The 19,193-nt window shown below is 57.9% G+C and carries 18 protein-coding genes and 1 pseudogene; 3 read left to right on the forward strand and 16 right to left on the reverse strand.

Annotation, left to right across the window (positions count from 1 at the left end):
• Window positions 1-24: 24 nt before the first annotated feature.
• Genes LNV28_RS22255 through LNV28_RS22265 form a run of 3 tightly spaced genes read right to left on the reverse strand, consistent with a single transcriptional unit; the run spans window position 25 to window position 2,454 of the window.
• Entirely contained in the window at window positions 25-1,863 is a 1,839-nt protein-coding gene (locus tag LNV28_RS22255) for a carbamoyltransferase family protein (RefSeq protein ID WP_263520339.1), read from the reverse strand.
• 12 nt (window positions 1,864-1,875) lie between these two features.
• On the reverse strand, window positions 1,876-2,025 hold the full coding sequence (locus LNV28_RS22260; protein ID WP_263520340.1) for a DUF5989 family protein: 150 nt from the start codon (window positions 2,023-2,025) through the stop codon (window positions 1,876-1,878).
• Window positions 2,026-2,034: 9 nt separating this feature from the next.
• On the reverse strand, window positions 2,035-2,454 hold the full coding sequence (locus LNV28_RS22265; RefSeq protein WP_263520341.1) for an SxtJ family membrane protein: 420 nt from the start codon (window positions 2,452-2,454) through the stop codon (window positions 2,035-2,037).
• Between the two features lies 1 nt (window position 2,455).
• On the opposite strand from LNV28_RS22265, the gene LNV28_RS22270 reads away from it, so the two are divergent.
• Together LNV28_RS22270 and LNV28_RS22275 are read left to right on the forward strand one after the other, a co-directional pair.
• On the forward strand, window positions 2,456-3,586 hold the full coding sequence (locus LNV28_RS22270) for a class I SAM-dependent methyltransferase (protein ID WP_263520342.1): 1,131 nt from the start codon (window positions 2,456-2,458) through the stop codon (window positions 3,584-3,586).
• Window positions 3,587-3,648: 62 nt separating this feature from the next.
• Window positions 3,649-4,710, forward strand: coding sequence for an alginate O-acetyltransferase AlgX-related protein (locus LNV28_RS22275; protein ID WP_263520343.1), 1,062 nt, complete (start codon window positions 3,649-3,651; stop codon window positions 4,708-4,710).
• Between the two features lie 33 nt (window positions 4,711-4,743).
• On the opposite strand, the gene LNV28_RS22280 is transcribed toward LNV28_RS22275, so the two are convergent.
• The 12 genes and pseudogenes from LNV28_RS22280 to LNV28_RS22325 all read right to left on the reverse strand — a co-directional run bounded on the left by LNV28_RS22280 (window position 4,744) and on the right by LNV28_RS22325 (window position 16,672).
• On the reverse strand, window positions 4,744-5,835 hold the full coding sequence (locus LNV28_RS22280; RefSeq protein ID WP_263520344.1) for a type II secretion system F family protein: 1,092 nt from the start codon (window positions 5,833-5,835) through the stop codon (window positions 4,744-4,746).
• A 3-nt stretch (window positions 5,836-5,838) separates the two neighbouring features.
• Window positions 5,839-5,949: pseudogene (locus tag LNV28_RS25265) on the reverse strand (hypothetical protein); the annotation flags it as partial.
• A gap of 8 nt (window positions 5,950-5,957) precedes the next feature.
• Window positions 5,958-7,625 carry a GspE/PulE family protein gene (locus LNV28_RS22285; protein WP_263520345.1) on the reverse strand — a complete coding sequence of 556 codons (1,668 nt, stop codon included), beginning with the start codon at window positions 7,623-7,625 and terminating at the stop codon, window positions 5,958-5,960.
• A 50-nt stretch (window positions 7,626-7,675) separates the two neighbouring features.
• Window positions 7,676-9,760, reverse strand: coding sequence for a secretin GspD/PilQ domain-containing protein (locus tag LNV28_RS22290; RefSeq protein ID WP_263520346.1), 2,085 nt, complete (start codon window positions 9,758-9,760; stop codon window positions 7,676-7,678).
• Between the two features lie 115 nt (window positions 9,761-9,875).
• Window positions 9,876-10,319 (reverse strand): hypothetical protein, encoded by a 444-nt coding sequence (locus LNV28_RS22295; RefSeq protein ID WP_263520347.1) that lies wholly within the window; start codon window positions 10,317-10,319, stop codon window positions 9,876-9,878.
• Window positions 10,316-10,966 (reverse strand): hypothetical protein, encoded by a 651-nt coding sequence (locus LNV28_RS22300; RefSeq protein ID WP_263520348.1) that lies wholly within the window; start codon window positions 10,964-10,966, stop codon window positions 10,316-10,318. The genes LNV28_RS22295 and LNV28_RS22300 overlap by 4 nt, the downstream gene beginning before the upstream one ends.
• Window positions 10,963-11,949, reverse strand: a complete 987-nt coding sequence (locus LNV28_RS22305) for a hypothetical protein (RefSeq protein WP_263520349.1) — start codon at window positions 11,947-11,949, stop codon at window positions 10,963-10,965. The genes LNV28_RS22300 and LNV28_RS22305 overlap by 4 nt, the downstream gene beginning before the upstream one ends.
• A gap of 112 nt (window positions 11,950-12,061) precedes the next feature.
• A complete protein-coding gene (locus LNV28_RS22310) occupies window positions 12,062-13,027 on the reverse strand; it encodes a general secretion pathway protein GspK (protein WP_263520350.1) in 966 nt (321 codons plus the stop codon).
• Window positions 13,028-13,092: 65 nt separating this feature from the next.
• On the reverse strand, window positions 13,093-13,902 hold the full coding sequence (locus LNV28_RS22315) for a PulJ/GspJ family protein (RefSeq protein WP_318013891.1): 810 nt from the start codon (window positions 13,900-13,902) through the stop codon (window positions 13,093-13,095).
• A 342-nt stretch (window positions 13,903-14,244) separates the two neighbouring features.
• A complete protein-coding gene (locus LNV28_RS25245) occupies window positions 14,245-14,643 on the reverse strand; it encodes a prepilin-type N-terminal cleavage/methylation domain-containing protein (RefSeq protein ID WP_411970013.1) in 399 nt (132 codons plus the stop codon).
• Complete coding sequence (gene gspG, locus LNV28_RS22320) at window positions 14,643-15,098, reverse strand: type II secretion system major pseudopilin GspG (protein WP_263520351.1); 456 nt, start codon at window positions 15,096-15,098, stop codon at window positions 14,643-14,645. The genes LNV28_RS25245 and gspG overlap by 1 nt, the downstream gene beginning before the upstream one ends.
• Before the next feature lie 146 nt (window positions 15,099-15,244).
• Window positions 15,245-16,672: a hypothetical protein gene (locus LNV28_RS22325; RefSeq protein WP_263520352.1), complete on the reverse strand. Its 1,428-nt coding sequence runs from the start codon at window positions 16,670-16,672 to the stop codon at window positions 15,245-15,247.
• A 468-nt stretch (window positions 16,673-17,140) separates the two neighbouring features.
• On the opposite strand from LNV28_RS22325, the gene LNV28_RS22330 reads away from it, so the two are divergent.
• Window positions 17,141-18,514, forward strand: coding sequence for an FAD/NAD(P)-binding protein (locus LNV28_RS22330; protein WP_263520353.1), 1,374 nt, complete (start codon window positions 17,141-17,143; stop codon window positions 18,512-18,514).
• On the opposite strand, the gene cysC is transcribed toward LNV28_RS22330, so the two are convergent.
• A complete protein-coding gene (gene cysC, locus LNV28_RS22335; protein WP_263520354.1) occupies window positions 18,511-19,092 on the reverse strand; it encodes an adenylyl-sulfate kinase in 582 nt (193 codons plus the stop codon). The genes LNV28_RS22330 and cysC overlap by 4 nt on opposite strands.
• Window positions 19,093-19,193 lie beyond the last annotated feature (101 nt).

A 19,193-nucleotide genomic window follows, 5' to 3' on the forward strand; every position in this document is an offset into this window, starting at 1 on the left:
GATAGCGTCAACGCCCGTCTACCGTCAATCGGGCGCGAGATCGCCGGAATACCTGACGCGCAGCGCCGGGCTCTGGTCGTCACGCATCAACACGCAGTTCTCCACAAATAACACGTCCAGTTCAGTGCCCATAAAGCACCTGAAAGCGTCCTCCGGCGTGCAGACCAGGGGTTCGCCGCGCACATTGAAACTCGTGTTGACCAGCACCGGGCAGCCCGTCAGGGCCTCGAACCGGCTGATCAGCGCGTGATAGCGCGGACTCGTGCCGGCATCCACCGTCTGCACACGCGCCGAGTTGTCGACATGAGTGACGGCAGGGATCTGCGAGCGGTTGGCCTGCAGCTTGTCGAGTCCAGTCAAACCGGCTTCGGTGCTCGCAAGATCGCGGAGCCGGCTCGGTGCAACGTCCGCGACAAGAAGCATGTAAGGGCTCTCGTGCTCGAGCTCGAACCAGTCTTTAGCGCGCTCGCACAGCACGGAGGGCGCGAACGGGCGGAACGACTCCCGATACTTGATCTTCAGGTTGAGCGCCGACTGCATGGCTGGTGAACGCGGGTCACCCAAGATGGAGCGGCCACCGAGCGCACGAGGCCCAAACTCCATGCGCCCCTGGAACCAACCGACAGCCTTCCCCTCGGCCAGCGCCTGGGCGCAGGCATCAAGGATCGCGTCATCGTCCAGCACCGTGAACCTAGCACCGGCAGCCCTGAGGCGCTCTTCGCACTCGTGCAGGCTATAGCTAGGACCGAGTAACGCCCCCTTCATGTGGTCGACGCCATCGGCCGGCTGCAAGCGCGGTTGCCCCTTGTAGAAGTGGTAACCCGCCAGGGCCGCACCGAGTGAACCACCAGCGTCGCCAGCAGCAGGCTGGACCCACAAGCCATCAAAAGCACCATCCCGAAGGATCTTGCCGTTGGCCACGCAGTTCAGGGCCACGCCGCCGGCAAGGCACAGATTCTTCAGCCCCGTGGTTTCGGCCACCGAACGCGCCAGCTTCACGACCACTTCTTCGATCACTTGTTGGATGGACGCCGCCAAGTCCATGTGATGCTGTGTCAACGGCGACTCTGCGGCCCTTGGCGGGCCACCAAACAACGCATCGAAGCGATTGTTGGTCATGGTCAGGCCGGTGCAGTAGTCGAAGTACTGCATGTCGAGCCGAAAGGTGCCGTCCGCTTTGATGTCGATCAGGTGCTGGCGGATCAGCGCAGCGAACTTCGGCTCGCCATACGGCGCCAGCCCCATGAGTTTGTACTCCCCTGAATTCACCTTGAATCCGAGGTAGTAGGTGAATGCAGCATAGAGCAGGCCCACCGAATGCGGAAAGTGAATCTCGCGAATCACTTGCAAATCACGGCCGCGGCCATGGGCCAGGGTGGTGGTCGCCCATTCACCGACGCCATCTATGGTCAAGACAGCAGCCTCCTCGAACGGAGAGGCATAGAACGCACTAGCCGCATGGCTGAGATGATGCTCGATGAACAAGACCCTGTCGGCGCTGATCTTACGGGTACCAAGCGGCTGCAGTTCCTTGCGCAGCAAATCGCCAAGAAACAGTTTCTCGCGCAGCCATATCGGAATAGCTTGGCTAAAGGATTTGAAGCCCCGCGGAGCAAACGCAAGATAGGTTTCCAGCAAGCGCTCAAACTTGAGCAGCGGCTTGTCATAGAAGGCAATATGGTCGACGTCATCGAGCCCGATGCCGGCCGTCTCGAGGCAATATTTAATGGCGTGAGACGGAAAGGCCGCGTCATGCTTACGTCGCGTGAAACGTTCTTCCTGGGCCGCAGCAACTATCTCGCCATCAATAATCAGGGCGGCGGCGCTGTCATGGTAAAAGGCCGACAGACCAAGTATCTTCAAAGGGTACTCAATTCAGAAAATGGTGTAAATGAACGGCGCAACCGCCGAACCCTTGGCCAGCACCAATAAGGCGCCGAGCAACAGCATCACGATGAATACCGGGAGCAGCCAATACTTACGACGGGCACGCATATAGCGCCACAACTGGATCAAAAGGTTCATGCTGAGAACTTAGAACTGGTCTTTGAAAGATTCGGGCGGCGGGCCAGGTGGTGTGCGGCTAAGCCAATAACTTGGTGCAGCCCGATCGAAGCGCAGCCGCAACAGGTCTTTGCCCAAGAGGCGCATCAACAGGCCGATCGGCGTGAGCACCACAAAAAAGATAAATGCCAAGATCAGCGGCGTCGTCAGTTTGCGCAGTACCTCACCGAACGCTGACCAAAGCCGGTTCAACGGCGCCAGCAAGGACGGAGCGACTGCTGCAGCGCCCACCAAGATCGCGACCACGAACAGTGCCCAGATGCGCCAAGCCCCCCCAAACCACAGCGGGGCGGAAGCAATGATCAGGAAAACGGCTGCCATCACCAGTCCAAAAGCGCGATCAGACGCACTGGCGCTGCCGTCTTCATCACGGGTCTGTTCGTGGGTCACTATGATTGCTCCTAACCTTGTCCGCAACGTTGCCGACGAAGGTGTGATTGGACATGAAAAAATAAAGGATTTTGCCTTGCAAGTTGAAAATGCTGCACTCGCCGTGGCCATGAGGGAGCCTCGACCTCAAGCTGGGGCCTTGCTTGAAGAGTTGGCCGCGCTGCTCCGTGACCCCGTGTCAGGAGAGCGTGTGCTGGCGCACGAGGGCGGCTTCGTACTTGCCGATTCAGGACGAGCGGTGCCAATGACTGATGGCATTCCCAGCCTTTTTGCACCCAATGATGCCTCATTCCAGGGTGACGTAACGGAGCTGGTGAAGTCATTCTACGAAGAGACGCCATTCCCCAATTACGACGGCTTTGATTCGCGCACAAGCCTGTCAAACAAGGCCAGACGTGGCGTGTTTGCCGCCCTGCTTGATGAACAACTTCCGGAGGGCTCGCTGGTTCTGGAGGCGGGTTGCGGCACAGGGCAGCTGAGCAACTTTCTCGGAATGTCCTGGCGCCGTCGGGTTATTGCCGGCGACATGTGCCTGAACTCTCTGCGACTGGCCAAAGGATTCGCTGATCAACACGAAATCCGCAACGTGGCCTTCCTGCAGTTCAATCTGTTCAGGCCGCCGTTTCAAGACAACAGCTTCGATCTCGTCATTTCCAATGGCGTACTTCACCACACCGGAGATTGCGAAGGCGGGTTCAGGTCTATCCTGGCCAAGCTAAAACCCGGTGGGCACATCATCATTGGGCTGTACAACTCACAGGGTCGATTGCCGACACTCTGGAAGCGAGCCTTGTTTCGCGCGCTCGGCCCCAAGCTCTATTTTCTTGACCCACGCCTGAGAGATTGGGGCAGCCAGCCAGAGCGGGTCAAAGCCTGGTTCATGGATCAATACCGGCACCCCCATGAAACGAAGCACTCGATGGACGAGGTACTGGGCTGGTTTGAGCGCTACGGTGTCGACTTCGTGAACGGCATTCCGCACCTGGATGGCTCCAATTTTTCCACCAATGAAGGCCTATTTGCCAAGCGCTCGGCAGGATCAAAGTTGAGTCGATTCATGACCGAATTCAACATGCTGGCCAGCGGTGGGGCCGATGGCGGCCTGTTCATCATGATCGGGCGCAAGCGTTGATGCTGCCGCCGTCGAAATGTACGGGCACCGACGCTGGGCTTCGCTCACAAAACAAATCTCCCATGCGAACGTTTCTCATCAATCTTTGGGTTCTTGTGCTGCTGCTGGTGGCCTTGGTGCTGATTCCCCCGTTGGTGTTTGATGGCTACCAGCTCACCAGTCGCGCGCTTGGCTTGGTGCGGGACCGACGCGCCGAGTTGCCCAATTACCAGGGAATCGATTGGGCGGCCCAACATTTCCGCGAGTTCAGCGGTTTGTCGAGCCTGTATCAGGACTATATTGGCTGGCGGCGGGCGCCATTTGCTGGCGAGACGATCAATATCGACAGCGAGGGGTATCGACAGCACCCCGGCGCACCCAAACGTCAGTTGGCGGATATCTGGGTATTTGGAGGTTCAACGATTTGGGGGCCGGGAGCTAGCGATGCGCACACAATCCCTGCGCGTCTTCAAGCGCACACCCAGCGCTCAGTATTCAATTTTGGTGAATCTGCCTACACCGCGCACCAAAGCTACAACTTGTTAGCAAAGAGTTATCTGCTCGGCGGCCGCCCAAAGCATGTTGTTTTCTATGACGGTGCCAATGAGGTGGTGATCAAGTGCCGCACCGAATTGAATTTTTATTCCACCTTTCATGAAGCGACCATCCGCGAGCGTATGCGCAGCACCCGCTTGAGCGCGCAACTCATTGAGCCTATTCAGGAAATACTTGGTCGCGGCTATCGATCGCTGTCAGCGAGTGACCAACAAGACAGCGGCTATGACTGTGTTAACAACGAGGCCAAACGCAAGCTTATTGCTTCATCGCTGGTGATGGACTGGATGCTCGCACGCCATCTTGTCGAAAGTCGCGGAGGGCACTTTGTTGCCGTCCTCCAGCCGATCGCCTTTACCGGCTCGCCAAAGCTTGATCACATGCCCGACGTGCTGGCAAACAAGGCCCTACGCGCGCAATACGACGCTGTCTACCCGGAAATCAAGCGCCAACTTCAGCAGGCGGGCATCGCCTACACGGACCTAACAATGGCGTTCGACGGCAGCGATTTGCTCTACATCGATTTCGCGCATGTCTCTCCGCGAGGGAACGACATTGCCGCGCAAAGCATCGCAGCTTTACTGAACTAAGGCGTTGTCGGGCAACCCCTCGTACCAAGGGTTCTAGACCGCCACCGTATTCAAGCTGGTGATCGCCATCATCACAGCCACCATCACCACACCGATGACAGCGCCAATCAGCAGGATCGCCACGGGTTCAATCAAAGTCAGTAGGCGGCGCTGCATCAACCGTGCGGTATCGGTCTGACTGTGTCCCAACGCAAGCAGCATCTTAGGCAATTCACCTGAGCGTTCGCCCACCCGGATCAAATTCAAACGCGATGGAGGAAACCAAGCTTGCGACTCTAGCGCCGCAGTCAAGGTCAGGCCCTGCTGGAGCCCCCGCGATGCACGCTCCAACCCGGAGCGGAGCTGATCCAACTTCAGTACACCGGCCGAAATCCCGAGTGCATCAATGATAGGTACACGGTTGGACAGCAAAGTACCCAACACCGTCGCCCAGCGACCGATCTCACTCTGCACCAACCAAGGGCCAATGCCAGGCGTCTTCATCAGCAATTGCAGCAACCGGTGGCGCAAAGCATCCTGGCTGAGTCCATAGGCGATCAGCGCGGAAAGTGCCGCAAAGCCGATACCAAACTCCAGCAAATGCCCCCTCACGTAGAGACCAGACTCGATGACCCACCGCGACAACTCCGGCACATTGGCCCGCGAACCTCGGATCAGTGATGCAAAGCGCGGCACCACGCCGACAAAGATAATGAAAACGGCCAAGGAGCCTGCAGTAACCAGCACGCTCGGGTAAATCAAGGCGCTGCGCAGATCCTCTGCCACTTTGCGGTCCAACTCCAGCTGGTCGGCCGCTTCGGACAAGGCTCGCGCCAGTTGTCCGCTGGCCTCTCCGGCCAGCGCCAGTGCTACAGCAAACGCTGGCAAGCGCAAACGCGGATCACCAAGCGCTTCAGAGAGCCGCCCGCCACCGCGCACATGGGCATGCAAATCTTCTAGCACCGGTCCGAGTGACTGGCCCACATAGGCCTGTGCCAAGCTGGGCAAGGCGTCGCCCAGCGACACGCCAGCGCCGAGTAGCGTGGCAAGCTCACGCAGCAACAAGGTCTGGTCGCCAGCATTGACGCGCTTTCGAGCAACTGAAGCAGAACGCTGCTGTTGCGCGCCTACGAGTGTCAGTTTCACCGGGGTCAGTCCTTCGCTGCCCAGCTGCCGAACAGCCGCACCTTCATCATCAGCAACGACCACCCCTCTGCGCTCTTGGCCGGCTATATCTCGGGATACATACTCGAATTGCATCTGGTCGCTCAGTCGCCGATCGTCCCGCCGGTTGCGCGCAGCACTTCATCGAGGGTGCTGACACCTGTCGCTGTCTTCAGCACACCCTCTTGCTCAAGGCTACGTCGTCCCTGCTGATGGGCCAAGACTCCAATCGTCTCCATTGATTCGCCCTGGGCAACCGCGTGCTGCAATTCAGGTCCGAGGGTGAGCATTTCATAGATTCCAACGCGCCCGCGGAAGCCGGTCTGCTCGCAGGCCGAGCAGCCGATCGGGCGCCGCCAGCGTGGCAGGTCGTCGCTGCGAATGCCGTCGGAGGCCGCGTCGTCAAGTGCTAATTGCAGGGCAGCCTCGGTAAGGGCGGCCGGCGCGTCACTTGCCTCGGAACAGCTCTCACACAGGCGGCGGACCAGGCGCTGAGCTATCACAGCACGCAAGGCAGCCGCCACCAAAAACGGCTCGACACCCATGTCCACAAGGCGGGTGATGGCCGACAACGCATCGTTGGTGTGCAAAGTAGCCAGCACCAAATGGCCAGTCAATGCGGACTGAATGGCAATTTCAGCCGTTTCACGATCACGGATTTCACCGATCATGATGACGTCGGGATCATGGCGCAGAAAGGCCCGCAGCGCCTTTGCAAAGGTGTAGCCGATGTCAGCCTGGGTCTGCACCTGGATCACATGCGGCAGGCGGAACTCGACCGGATCCTCTACGGTCACGATCTTGCGAGTGAAATCGTTGGTCGCCGCCAGCGCGGAATAGAGCGTTGTGCTTTTGCCGGAACCGGTAGGGCCCGTCACCAACACCAGGCCGTTTGGCATTCCAAGCCATCGCTTAAAGGTGGCCAGTTGCACCGGGCGCATGCCCAGTCGGTCAAGCGACAGGTCACTCCGGCGCTTGGGCAGCAGGCGCATCACGATAGATTCACCAAACACGGCCGGAATGGAGGAGACCCGCACATCGATTTCGGTACCGGCAGCGCGCATCGAAATTCGACCGTCTTGCGGCAGTCGGCGCTCAGCAATGTCGATGCCGGCAATCAGTTTGATGCGCGAAGCCACAGCCGGGTAGCGATCCATGCCCAGGGTCTGGCGCAGATGCAGCACACCGTCGATACGCAAGCGAACCTCAAACTCTCGTTCACCTGGCTCCAAATGAATGTCAGACGCCCGTGCCTCCACCGCCTGCGCGACGAGATTGTTGACCAACGCGATTACCGGCGCATCTTCTGCCAACTCGCGCAGGGCTCGCACATCCAGCGCCTGCGACACGAGTTCGGCATGCATGAGGCGTTGCTGCCACTGTGCGAAATCTGCCTCCGGTATCAGGTGCCAGAACACTTCTCGGCCAATGTCCAGTTCGGCCATGCTCTCACAAAGATCCGCCTGCAACGGATCTGCACTGGCCAAATGCCAATGTCCCGCCTCATCCTGCCAAGGCAAAACCGCTTGGTCCAAGATGCGGTGAGCGATGGGGCCTAGCGCAAGCAACGCAGCACGAAGTGCCAACTCATCCAAATCACCTGTTCGCACCAAACTCAAGCCCAGCTGCTCCGCGAGCACTGGATAAAGGCTGTCTGATGTGATCGCCCCCATGCGCATCAACACCGCACCCAGCAGGCCACCATGCACCGTTTGATAGCTAAGGCCGGCTTGCAAATCGGCGGGACGAAGCAAATTGCGCTCGAGCAGCATTTGCCCGAGCAACTGGATACTGCTCGCTGGAGATTGCGCTTGCCCCTGCATCAGCGAGCAACCCCTTCGTTGCCCGGCGCCGATGCAGGCGGCGCAGGCATAACTGTGCTGCTATACGGGCTGCCGATCTTCTCACCCGGGGCAGCTTTGCCTGCCCAGGAACCCAAGGACTTGCGGAAGGCCTCGGTAATGCTCTCGGCATCGTGTGAATCATTGGCGATGTACGGCGTGATCAGGACGATCAACTCACGACGCCCACCACTGCCAGTTTGCTTACTGAACAAGCCGCCAATGACTGGAATATCTTTGAGGAAAGGAATGCCAGCTGACCCCTGTGAGGAGTCCTCGGAAATCAGTCCGCCCAGCAACACCGTGGTGCCGTTCTTGAGTGTCAACTTGGTATCCACCTTGCGCGTCGTAAAGGTAGGCGAGCTCGAAACGCCAGTCTCAGTTGCGAGCGCCTGACTCACCTCTTGCGTGACATCGAGATCGACCTGGTCGCCGGAATGTATTACCGGCTTAACCTTCAAAATAACACCCGTGCTTCTGTACTGCACAGTCTGCAACAAGCCAGAATTGTTGGTACCAGGTGCAACTCCGGTCGACTGCTGACTGGTGATGATTGGTACCTCCTGCCCAACCTGAATCGTGGCAGTCTCTCCGTTACGAGCCATGACACGCGGGCTGGACAAAATAGTAGCCCGGTTGTTTGAAGCCAATGCGTTCAGCACAGCTCGCACACCGCCAACGGTATCCAACACACGAAAAGTCGCTCCTGCCGAGCCGATAGCCAAGCCTCCGCTGGTACCTCCAATGATTTGAGCACCGCTGTTCATGGCGTGTGTCGCCAACCACTCAACGCCGAGTTGACTGCTGTCGTTCAAAGCCAATTCAGCAACTGTCACTTCAATCAAAGCGGCTTTGGTGGGTCGGTCAAGAGTCTGCAGCAAGGAAATGATTTGCCCATACTCATCCGGATTCGCCTGGAATATCAACATATTGGTCGACTTATCGACCACAACGGAAGCCAACTTGGTCGTAGCTGGAGTCTGTGCTTGCCCGCTCGCAGGCGTTTGAACTGTGCCGGAATTCGCCGTGCCGCGGGTGCCAGACAAAACTCGGTCCAGTGTTTGCGCAAGCAATTCAGCATCTTTGTGCTTGACGGTATACGAAAAAAAGTTCTTCCCGATGCCTCGCTCATTGGGCTTATCCAAAGTCCTCGCCCAGTTCGCCACATGTTCGAGCACTGCATCACTGGAGGCGAAAACGTAAACAGAGTTCAAGGCCGAGATTGGCAGCAAGATCACAGGAAATCGTGACGCACCCGGTGTGATGGGCTGCCCCACCGGCTGCACTGCATATCCCTCTGCCCCCAGCAAATCAGCAAGCCTCCGAGCAAGCTCATCCGACGACCAATAGGCAGGGGCCAAGGCCATGCTAGCCCGGCCCTTCATGGCCGGTTGGTCTAAGGCATTGATTGCTTCCAGAGCTGCCTTCACATTGTCTGGATTGCCACTGATCAGGACGGCATTGCGGCCAGCGTCTTCCTGCACTTTGACCCGCTCGCCAAACATGGTCCGCAACCAATTGGTGACATCGGTCTGACGCACTGATTCCAACTGAACAAGGTGGAACACCGGGCGCAATGGCAAAGGAGTATCAGGCCGCGCAGCGCCGTAACGAATGCTCGGGAGGTCGCCTAGCGCCGCGTTGTCTGGAAGCACTCGGACCAAGCCGCCGACCTCAATTGCCGACAATCCATAGCTTTTTAGAAGCAGCCGAACAGCAAGTTCCAGTTGCTCCGCTGACTGCCCGCCGCCCGTGCGAAATGTCACCAAATCTTGCCTTGAAGTCACGGCAGGGTGCAAATTCACCGTTTTTTTCAATACTTCCGCATAAAGAATTTGAATAAACGCAGGGAGCGCCACTTGCTGCAGATTGACCGCTGCAACTACATCCTCACCCGGCTTGCTCGTGGGTACCAACGCTTCTGTTGATTTGGGAGCCAGAGCGGAAGGCGCGGACGGCGCCGTCGTCACCTTTATTTCTCGCGGAACGCGATCTGCAGCATCTTCCACGGAAGCCACACCGAGAACCGGTGGCGGCAACAATGGAGCCGGAATCTTCGGACTCACGGCTGCGCAGGCACTTAGCATCCACACACTAGAAACAAGTGCTATCGGTCGCACACGAGGGCTGAAGCGCCAAAACTCATGTGCGGCGCCTAGAAAGCCCCTTCTTCTCTCGCACTTACTCACGGTACTCAACTCCCAAACGGTAAGCCTTCTTGCCTATCTGCACACAGACCTCGCTGTCTTCAATCTTGACAATCTTGTGACCACTGGGGAGGGACTCGCCCACGCGAAGCTTTATGTCTTGCTTTCCGGGCGCAAGAAAACTGACCAGTACACTTTTTTCTGTCCCGCGCTGGAAGACCCCCGAAATCCGCCAACGCAAATTTTCTGGTGCCGAAACAGCACCAGTGGCCTGCAGTTCCTGGCCAAAAATCGGCGAGGTTACCATCGCCAAGCCAACACCCACCAGGTCAGGCTTTCGGGGGAGTTCAGCCAAAACCCATGGGTCACGCCTAGCTTGAACAAGAGCGCTTGCCTGATCCCCGCCAGGCGCCAAGAACCAACCCAGCGAAGCGGCGGCTAGAAGTGCAGCGCCTGTTTTCAGCTTCGTTCGGCTCACGGCTTGACCTCGCTCTTCCGCGCCAGAACTCTCAAATCCAGCTCCACTGTGGGCGGCTGACTCTGGGTTCGAACAGCCATTCTTTCCACCACAACCGATCGCTCACTGCGCGCGCACTCAGCCAAAAAAACCATCAATGGCGCGCGCTGAAGCTCGAAATTCACCCTGGCCTTCAGAACAACAAACCCTGGAGGCGGATTCGTCCCAGATGCCAAGTTGGCATTGGCAGCCAACTGCGGGATGTCGGACCCCGCTTTACTGCCGTCCATTCGCGCCATGACCAAGCTCCGGGTAATCAACCCCAACTTTGCTGGCACGGTGCGCAACCAATCTTGAAAGGCCGCCTCGGACAAACTGAGGTCGGACTCCGACCAAGCCATACTGGCCATCGCGACTTGCCGCTTGGCAGCTTCGCCAGCGCGCTCCGGCCATTCACGCTCCTTGGTCAAGGAGCGAAGTCGGCTCACTTCTGCATCCAAGGCGCTAAGCTGGTCGCGCCTTCTTTCGATGAGATCAAGGCCCTCCTGCATGCCGTAAAGAGCAAGAATCAGAAGGACCAGCCACCCGCCAATCCGCAAACGCACTGACGCTTGCCATTGGCTTTTCAGCTCCCGCAAAACCATTGACACCCCAGACCCTTGAGTCATTTTGTGCTTCCCGAAACCCGCGCCGGGGATGGCGAGTCCGCAGCAACTGTCATGGCCTTAGGGCCCTGCGGCGGTGGCCGCAGTCCATCAATGGTCATGTCAAGCACCATCAACCCGGTACCGCCGCTATTGCCAGTGGTCTCCGAAACCCCCTTGAACCATCCACCAGCCTGAAGGTCGCGAACAACTGCTGCCCGTGTTGCCTGAGAAGACAGTTGGAGCCCTATGCGCAACTTACTGCCAGTCAGGTCCATTTCTTTGATCTGAACACCAGACTTGCTCAGAGTGTCATGCAAATGCCCGATGACCTCGATGGGAAGGGGCTCACCCAGCCAAGTTGCGAGTTGCTGAGCCTGGGATGCACTCTTGAGTGCACGATCGCGACTCGAAAGCACTTCTGCCGCCGAGTCGCGCAACGAAGCCAACGATTCCTCTCGCTGGACAATGGATTGGTTTAAATCCCAAAGCTGCCGGCCGACCGCTGCAATTCCTACAGTAAGCGCCAAAGCTGCAATCGAAACGACTCGTCGCTCTAAACCTAAATTCTGATGCGACTCTCTGTCCGGACTTCGAAGTGTGGACCAAGGCCGGTCGACCCATTCAACATCCCCGAGCTGCGGTGAGTGCGTGTCAGCCTCAGTAAGCAGCCCCCCTCCCCCTGCATGCAGAAACAAGCGCCACTCTTGATCCGTCGGCAGCTCAACCCACCAACGACTGGCCACCAGCCAACCCTTGTGCCAAACCTGCGCCTCAACCCCTTCGAGACAGCGCAGCAGACGAATGCCATCCTGCCCAGGTGAACGCAACATGGGCTCAGGCAAGAACCGAACCCGGGCGGGATCCTCCATGAAAGGCGAAACATCCCTGTACGCCTGATCTCGATCCCAAGCCAGAACCAAGCCCGATTCACCCTCAAGGCAGCACCAATAGGAAGTCGATTCAAACGGCTGCCACCCCTGCGCTTGCATGCGCAACGCGGCCAAGCGCTCGCTCTCTGGGACCCCGCTTAACCTGAACCACTTCAAGCGGCAACGACTTCGTGCCAAAACCACCGACTGTGATCCCAACGAGCGAGTCGCTGCCGGCCGGAATTGATCACGGAGCAAATGGGCTCGGCGAGAATGGTGATTCGCCTGCAGCCAGGGAAAGAGGAAAAGGAGGCGCAGCGAAAGGTTCATTGTGTTGACTGGGTCTGCTTGCTGAGTGCTGCTCGGTGATGATCCAGGGCCCAGACGCTGCACTGGGACTCAGCCGGACATTGTACTCAAGCGATCTCGGCATACCTGGCGCCCATGTGGTCAAGCGGAAATCCCGCCCTGGGAAGAACAACAGATTGTCGTCGCGGTCCAGCGGAAGGCCTGTGGCACGAGCGGCCTCCGCTCCGTTTCGCAGCAAATCAGCTTTTCGCAGTTCGAGCAGCAACTCAAGTTGCTGCTGTGAGTTGCCGCCAAAAACCGCCCTCAACGCTTCAGGTGAGGCTGTATTCGGATTGAAAATCTTCGAAACCGCGACGGTAAAAACTGGAACTAACCGCCGCAAGCGATCTCTATCGTCCCGCCACAAAGGCATGCTTTCAAGTTCATGCACCGACAACATCCAGTCATTTCGCGGAGGATTCAAACCCTTGGCGGCATAGTCGCTCTGTTCAGCCCCATTCAGGCGCCGAAGATCATCGGTATCGATGTAGTCCTCAAGCACATCCAAATGAGCCTGCGCAAGCTCAACATCCAGCCCATCCTGGATCAACAGTGAAAGCAGTACCTGGCGATTGGGCGCGTTCAGCGACAACAATCCACGCTGATCTTGAACACTGATACGCGCCCCTGTCGGCATGGCATACCAGCGACCGTCTGCGCGCAAGTAAGCCGCGCCTTCACCCCTACCCGAGGGCAACACAGGCCGCGTTGCCAGCCAATACAAAGCTGCTGCTTGCGCACTCGCAGCCTGAGACTTGGCTGTTGCGTAGCTGGTGAATGCCACCGCATTGCTCCGCAACTGGTCTATTCGCTCTGCAAATCGAAGCGCCACAAAGGCTATAACAGCCAACGAGGCGATCACCATCAGGAGGACATAGCCTTGCTCGCCTCCTGGCGACACTTTGCAGCTACGCCCCGCCCTCCGCAAATTCATTGCCTCTCCCAGTCGGCGCGCCTCAAGCGAGGCAGTTCGGTATTCGCAATCGCAGCAATCAAGGGGCCACCAACATCCGAGCCAAAGTCGATTCGCACAGCCCTCGGCAGGCGATTGGGCAACCCCGCCTCGGACGGTCGCCACTCATCAAGCCATTGGCGCTTCTCATTGAGATACTTGAAGCTAGCTGCCGGCCCCACCCAACTCATCAACGTGATCTTCTGCCCGCGGGATTGGAAGGCGTCGCTTCGCGCAGACGAATCCTCAGCGACTTGCACAACTAGACTTTGAATTTGGGTACGCGGATCCTGACGCATGGTCAGATGCAACTGCCCTGAGCCGAGACCAGGAATTTCAGGTGATTCAGCACTGATCAACCACACCTCGGAAGCGTTCCCACGAAATGATGGAGCATTCAACGGGCCCGGCAAAGTCGACTCAATAAGGCTGCGCAGCCATTCGCGGTGCACAATTTTCACCTGCGCCTCGGCACCTGAGCTCTGAAGAATCCGCTCGACCCGAAATACTTGCTGCATGGCTTGCCAAAGCAGGGTCGAGATCATCGAGACGATCAACAGGGTGACCAGCATTTCGATCAGGGTGAAGCCACCGCCACGCCTGCCACACACCGAACCAAGAGCCACGGCAGGCCGCCGCCGACTCATTGTCGGAGCAGGGACGCTTCGGTTGCGCTTGCAGCTGCACCAAGCTGCCTCCATCCGACAATCGTTTGCTGCCATGAAACTTCTGCCACCCCTTCCGAACGGCCCGCCTGAACATCGACACGGTATAGCCCGAGCTGCCATTGGGGCAAGAACTCCCCACCAAAACCAGCTTCATTGCGCATCGGCTCCACCAGTGTGCTGCGCCAGCGCACGCGAATCCCACCGACAAGTCGCTCACCATCGGACTCCATCGCAGGATTTAGGCTAGAGAGCCAAGCGACTGCCTCCAGCTGCAACCGAGCTCGATCCTCAGCGTCCTTGACACGCGACGCTGTAGCCAGATTCTGACCAAGCCAGGAGAAAAGCATCAAACCCGATGTCCCAAGAATGACCACGGCGACAATGGCCTCCAGGAGACCAAAGCCCCGAATGGCGGCCACTCGAGGCGAGCGTCGAGCAAAGACTGCCCCCCGCACATCAAGGCTACTGGCCATCCACATCCACCAACTCACCCGTGACAGGCTGAACCACCCAAACCTCTCGGGTAGATCCTCTTCGCAACTCCACACGCCCACCCGTTGCGACACCCATGGCACTGTACTGAAGGGGGGCATCCAAATGGAGCACCCCCCATTCCACCGGCGCAGGCAGCCTCGCTTGTAGTTCGGCAGCGTCCACACGCAAAGATTCACCGGCCAAAAAAGCCTTGACAGGCAAAGCGGCGATATGAGCCCTGAGGTCGGAACGCCAGCCTCGAGCTTGAGTCGCATCCAACCAGTTGCTGGCACGAGGCGCCACAAGCCCTGTTACTGCAGCCACCAGTACAAGCACGACCAATAGCTCCAATAGCGTGAAGCCCTTCGAGCGCGCAACAGCCGCCATCACTGAGCAGGCAACACGCCAATCTCCTTGGCGTCGCCCTCACCGCCCAACTGCCCATCCGCACCAAATGAATACAGGGCAAAACCCTGGTTGTCACGCCCAGGGATGCCGTACTGATACGGCTTCGCCCAGGGATCCAGCGGCACGACATCGTCCAAATACGGGCCGCGCCAACGCGCAGCCAAAGCCGCGTCGCTCGGAGCCTTGGTGAGCAAGCTCAACCCCTCCTCAACCGTGGGATATCGACCAATATCCATTCGGATGTTCTCAATCGCTCCGCGCAGCAGCTTTATTTGAGTCGTCGCCGTTGTGATCTTGGACTGATCCACCTTGCTGAAAAGCCGGGGGCCTACCAAACCAGCAAGCAAGCCAATGATGACCAGAACCACCAACATTTCCAGCAGCGTAAAGCCACGGGGACGAGCGACGGGGGAGCAGAGTTTTCTATTCGTCATGACAAAACACAATGAGATCGAGGCACCAGCAACAACTCACATTATCCATGAGCTGCGAGCCATGCTACACACCCGGCACACCCGCAAGATGCGCAAACGAAAAAAGGGCGCCCGAAGGCGCCCTTTCATACCAGCCTGACTTCCGATTACTCGGTCGTGTTGGCTTGGTTGTACGGACGGGTCAGCGGGGTGACGATGTTGTCGCCGGTGCCCGGGTTCACAGCCTGGTAAGTGCCCTTCACGGTGTTGATCGGAGCGTTCACCGTGAAGATGATCGCGCCGCGGGTGTTACCAGAGAAGGAGCAGATGTCGCCTGCATTCAGTGCAGTCTGGCCGTTGCTCAGCAGACCACCGTTCGGCAGAGCATTCGAATTGATCGTCACGACATTGCCGGTCTCACCGTAGCAAGCAGCGCTGTAGCTCACTGCGGCGCCGCTGGTGTTCAGGAAGAAGAAGCGCGACAGATACAGATTGTTCGTCGTGAAGTACGGCGTCATCAGCTGCGATGCGTTAGCGCCCCACACCCACCAGCCCGAGCTGCCCGACAGAGCCACGTCAGCGCCAGTCACCACATCACCAACAGCAGACACGCCAAAGGTACGCGAAGTACCCAGCGACGCGTTGCGTGCGCTTGTGAACGTTGTAGTAACGGTCGTCGTTGTGTTAACACCTGTCACGTTCGACGGAACGATCGTGAAAGTGGCAGTAGTGCCAGCCGCAGTCGCGGTAACAACCGGGTCAGTACCGTTGCCGGTCGTTGCCAAGAAGCCATTGGCCAACAGGCCCTGGAAGTTACCGGCAACCGTCACATCGATGTCGGTGCCATCATTGACGAAGTCCCACGACGTCGTGCCATCCGGCTTCAACCACGGGCCACTGGTCACGTTGTTGAGGATGCTAAAAGAGGCCTTGGCGACGGCATTAACGTCGTCACCAACGGTCACGAAACCGAACAACGGGCCGTTTTCGTCATTGACGTCAGCCTTGGTGGCTGTGTCAGCGGTAGCAACCAAGCGAAGGGCGTTGCCGGAGATTGCCACATTGCGCGACAGCGAACCGGTGTTGTCGATGAAGGCGGTCTCACCCAGATCCTTCAAAGCGATCGTCACGCCAGCAGTGTTGCCAGCAGTGGCCAGGGTGTGAGTGTCATACACCAGACCAGTGAAGGTCAGGGTTGTCGCGGTCGTGAAAGCAGTCGTCACGTCCACTTCATAGGCGCACTCAGTGGAGCTCGAGCGCTTCTGGGACACGGTAGCAGCACCTGCACCGCCGATAACCGGCAGTGCCGTTGCGCAGCTACCAGAAGTGAACGTAGCACCAGCCGACGGTGTCAGGATGACAGTGAAGTCTTGAGCAGTCGTACGGGAAACGCCCATCGTGTAAACGATGGCGGGAGCCGTGATGTCCGTCGTGTTGATCAGGCTTTCAACAGCGTACTTCGTTTCCGAAGAAGCAGCCGGAGAAGTGATTGCACCAGCGAAAGCAGCCGATCCGCAAACCGATGCCAGCGCTACGGCGATTGCCTTGACAGTGAACTTTTTCATTAAAGGATTCTCCACAAATTGTTGGAACATGAACGCATTGATTTGCGAATCAGCGCACGATCAGCGCTCACCCATTCTATGCAACTGCATTTCAGGGCGTCAATGTAACCGAGGTTGCCGAGTCAGTCGCCAGTCTCGCTTCACCCAAGCCCATTGGAAACACTTGTTCCTTGCGCTATCCCCACTTCGCCATGCTCCCTTTCCCGGCGCATGTCTAAATAGGTTGGACTGGAGCATAGCAGAGGCAAATACGGCCTTTTGCAAGAGCTGAACCTGAAATTGCACGCATTCAAGATGGCTGTTGCAAAAAAGGAACGCAACAGCTTGCCAAAAGCCCAAAAAAAGTTGAAAGCGGAGGTTTTCCCCTAGACGAACGCCCTGTAATGGGCCGCACGCAAGCATGCTCGACTTTTTATCAGCCTTCGACATTGCCCGTCTGCACCCAGCATAGAAAATAGCCAATGGAGGAAGGCGCACTACGGAAACGCCAAATTAAGAATGCGAATCGTGATCGTCGGCGGCGGGTTTGTGGGGACTGCGGTCGCCTGCCATTTACTTCGCAATGCGGAGAGCGGCACTGAATTGACAATGCTGAACTCAGGAGGTGCGATCGCTCGCGGCCTTGCCTATGGCACACGCTCACCAAACCATCTACTGAATGTTCCAGTTGCGCGGATGAGCTGGACTGCCGAGCAACCTAACGACTTTTTCAACTGGTTACAAAACCAAGGCCAGACTTTCCACGGCCATGACTTCGTGCGGCGCAGCTACTACGGCGACTACCTCAATGACACGCTCAACGCGCATCTGCAGCATCGCTCAGATTTGCTATGGCAGTCTAAGCATGAAACGGTGCTAAGAATCCAAAAGGCGGTCGGAGAGAAATTCGCCCTTTGGACAAGTGAAGGGAGGTGGCTGACTGCAGATCGTGTGATTCTGGCCTTGGGTAACTTTGCCCCGAAATCCCCGCACCACAGTCTCGACGCATTGCCTAAGCAAAACTACGTTGCCGACCCTTGGCAACCTGATGCCTACGATAGCCTTTCAACTGACGCCGGCGTTTGCATCATCGGCACCGGGCTGACCATGCTGGACGTGTTGGTATCGCTTCGAGATGGCGGGCACCGTGGACCGGTTCTGGCTCTCTCGCGGCGCGGTCTAGTTCCTTTAGCCCATCGCAGCAACGAGCTTCCCCCGCCAGGTTGGCTGCCATCAGGACCTTGGCCAATGCCCGCCGAGCTGCGGCATCTATTCAGGCAGGTCCGGCGTGCAGCTGCACAAGCCGTTGCAGATGGTTTTGATTGGCGCGATGTCTGGGTAGCTATTCGCGCTAAGACGCCGCAGCTTTGGCAAGCGCTGCCAGAGCGAGAGCGCGCACAGTTTCTCCGCCATGCCCAGATCTTGTGGGATACCCACCGCCATCGAGCTGCTCCAGCATCGATTCGCTCAATGAAGCATGCCGCGGAGAGTGGCAAACTGACTATTGCAGCAGGACGCATCCTCCACTCCGAAACAGAAGGCAAACGGGTTCGCCTGCGTTGGCGTGACCGGAAGAACCAGCAGGTGCACGATCTCATCGTTGATCGGATCTTGAACTGCTCAGGACCTTCCAGCCGCATCGCCGACGACAGGTCAAAGCTATTCAGCGCGCTTGACCGTCAGCAAATGCTATTGCCTTGCTCGCTCGGCCTCGGCGTCAAAGTCGATGCCGCCTACAGGCTACTGGACTCTTCCGGAACCCCGCAAGAAGGTCTCTACTACGCCGGCCCTCTATTAAAATCTCAACATTGGGAAGCGACAGCAGTGCCTGAATTGCGCCTCCATGCCGAGGCGGTCGCGCGCCACTGTCTCAGCGAACGGAATCCAATTTAGCGATCCAGCGCAGCCAGATTGAAGGTTGCTAGACAGTCGAACACACGTTCAACACACTCGCCAAGGCCTATCGTCGAAGTATCCAAGGTGAGCGCTGGATTGGGAGGCGCCTCGTATACCGACGAAATGCCCGTGAACTGTTTCAACTCACCGGCTCTGGCTCTCTTGTAGAGCCCTTTTGGATCTCGAGCTTCGCAGGCAGCCAATGGAGTAGCGACATGGATCTCAATGAATCGGTGTTCGCCCACAATCGCGCGCGCTTGCGCACGGTCGGCAACCATTGGTGAAATCAAAGCGCATGCCACGGTGACTCCAGCTTCGTTCATCAGCCGCGCAACTTCTGCGACCCTGCGTACGTTTTCGTGCCTGTCCGAGGCGGAGAACCCGAGATCCCTGCAAAGTCCCGCTCGCAAGACATCGCCATCGAGCACAAAGATGGGTCGAGTAGCAACCCGCGATGCCACTGCCAGAGAATTTGCCAAAGTTGACTTCCCTGCACCTGAAAGGCCAGTCAACCACAAGGTAAACGGCGTCGATAGAGGGTGTAATTTGATAGGTGTCATTTCAACCATGCTCATGAGTTTGGTTCAGCGCACCAACAAGGCGCCGCTGGTGCGGTTGCTGCTGGGGTCGACGACGATCAGGCTGCCGCCGACGCGGTTGCTGGCATAGGGCTCCA

The organism is Paucibacter sp. DJ2R-2 (assembly GCF_025717675.1).
Taxonomy (GTDB): domain Bacteria; phylum Pseudomonadota; class Gammaproteobacteria; order Burkholderiales; family Burkholderiaceae_C; genus Paucibacter_A.

Bases quoted from the DNA above. Each gene is read 5' to 3' on its own strand.
- LNV28_RS22330 (WP_263520353.1), top strand. From the start codon at position 17,141: ATGCGAATCGTGATCGTCGGCGGCGGGTTTGTGGGGACTGCGGTCGCC.
- LNV28_RS22285 (WP_263520345.1), bottom strand. From the start codon at position 7,625: ATGCTGCTCGAGCGCAATTTGCTTCGTCCCGCCGATTTGCAAGCCGGC.
- LNV28_RS22275 (WP_263520343.1), top strand. From the start codon at position 3,649: ATGCGAACGTTTCTCATCAATCTTTGGGTTCTTGTGCTGCTGCTGGTG.
- LNV28_RS22270 (WP_263520342.1), top strand. From the start codon at position 2,456: ATGATTGCTCCTAACCTTGTCCGCAACGTTGCCGACGAAGGTGTGATT.
- LNV28_RS25245 (WP_411970013.1), bottom strand. From the start codon at position 14,643: ATGGCGGCTGTTGCGCGCTCGAAGGGCTTCACGCTATTGGAGCTATTG.
- LNV28_RS22300 (WP_263520348.1), bottom strand. From the start codon at position 10,966: ATGACTCAAGGGTCTGGGGTGTCAATGGTTTTGCGGGAGCTGAAAAGC.
- LNV28_RS22260 (WP_263520340.1), bottom strand. From the start codon at position 2,025: ATGAACCTTTTGATCCAGTTGTGGCGCTATATGCGTGCCCGTCGTAAG.
- LNV28_RS22315 (WP_318013891.1), bottom strand. From the start codon at position 13,902: ATGGCAGCTCGGGCTATACCGTGTCGATGTTCAGGCGGGCCGTTCGGA.
- LNV28_RS22325 (WP_263520352.1), bottom strand. From the start codon at position 16,672: ATGTTCCAACAATTTGTGGAGAATCCTTTAATGAAAAAGTTCACTGTC.
- LNV28_RS22310 (WP_263520350.1), bottom strand. From the start codon at position 13,027: ATGGTGATCGCCTCGTTGGCTGTTATAGCCTTTGTGGCGCTTCGATTT.
- cysC (WP_263520354.1), bottom strand. From the start codon at position 19,092: ATGAGCATGGTTGAAATGACACCTATCAAATTACACCCTCTATCGACG.
- gspG (WP_263520351.1), bottom strand. From the start codon at position 15,098: ATGACGAATAGAAAACTCTGCTCCCCCGTCGCTCGTCCCCGTGGCTTT.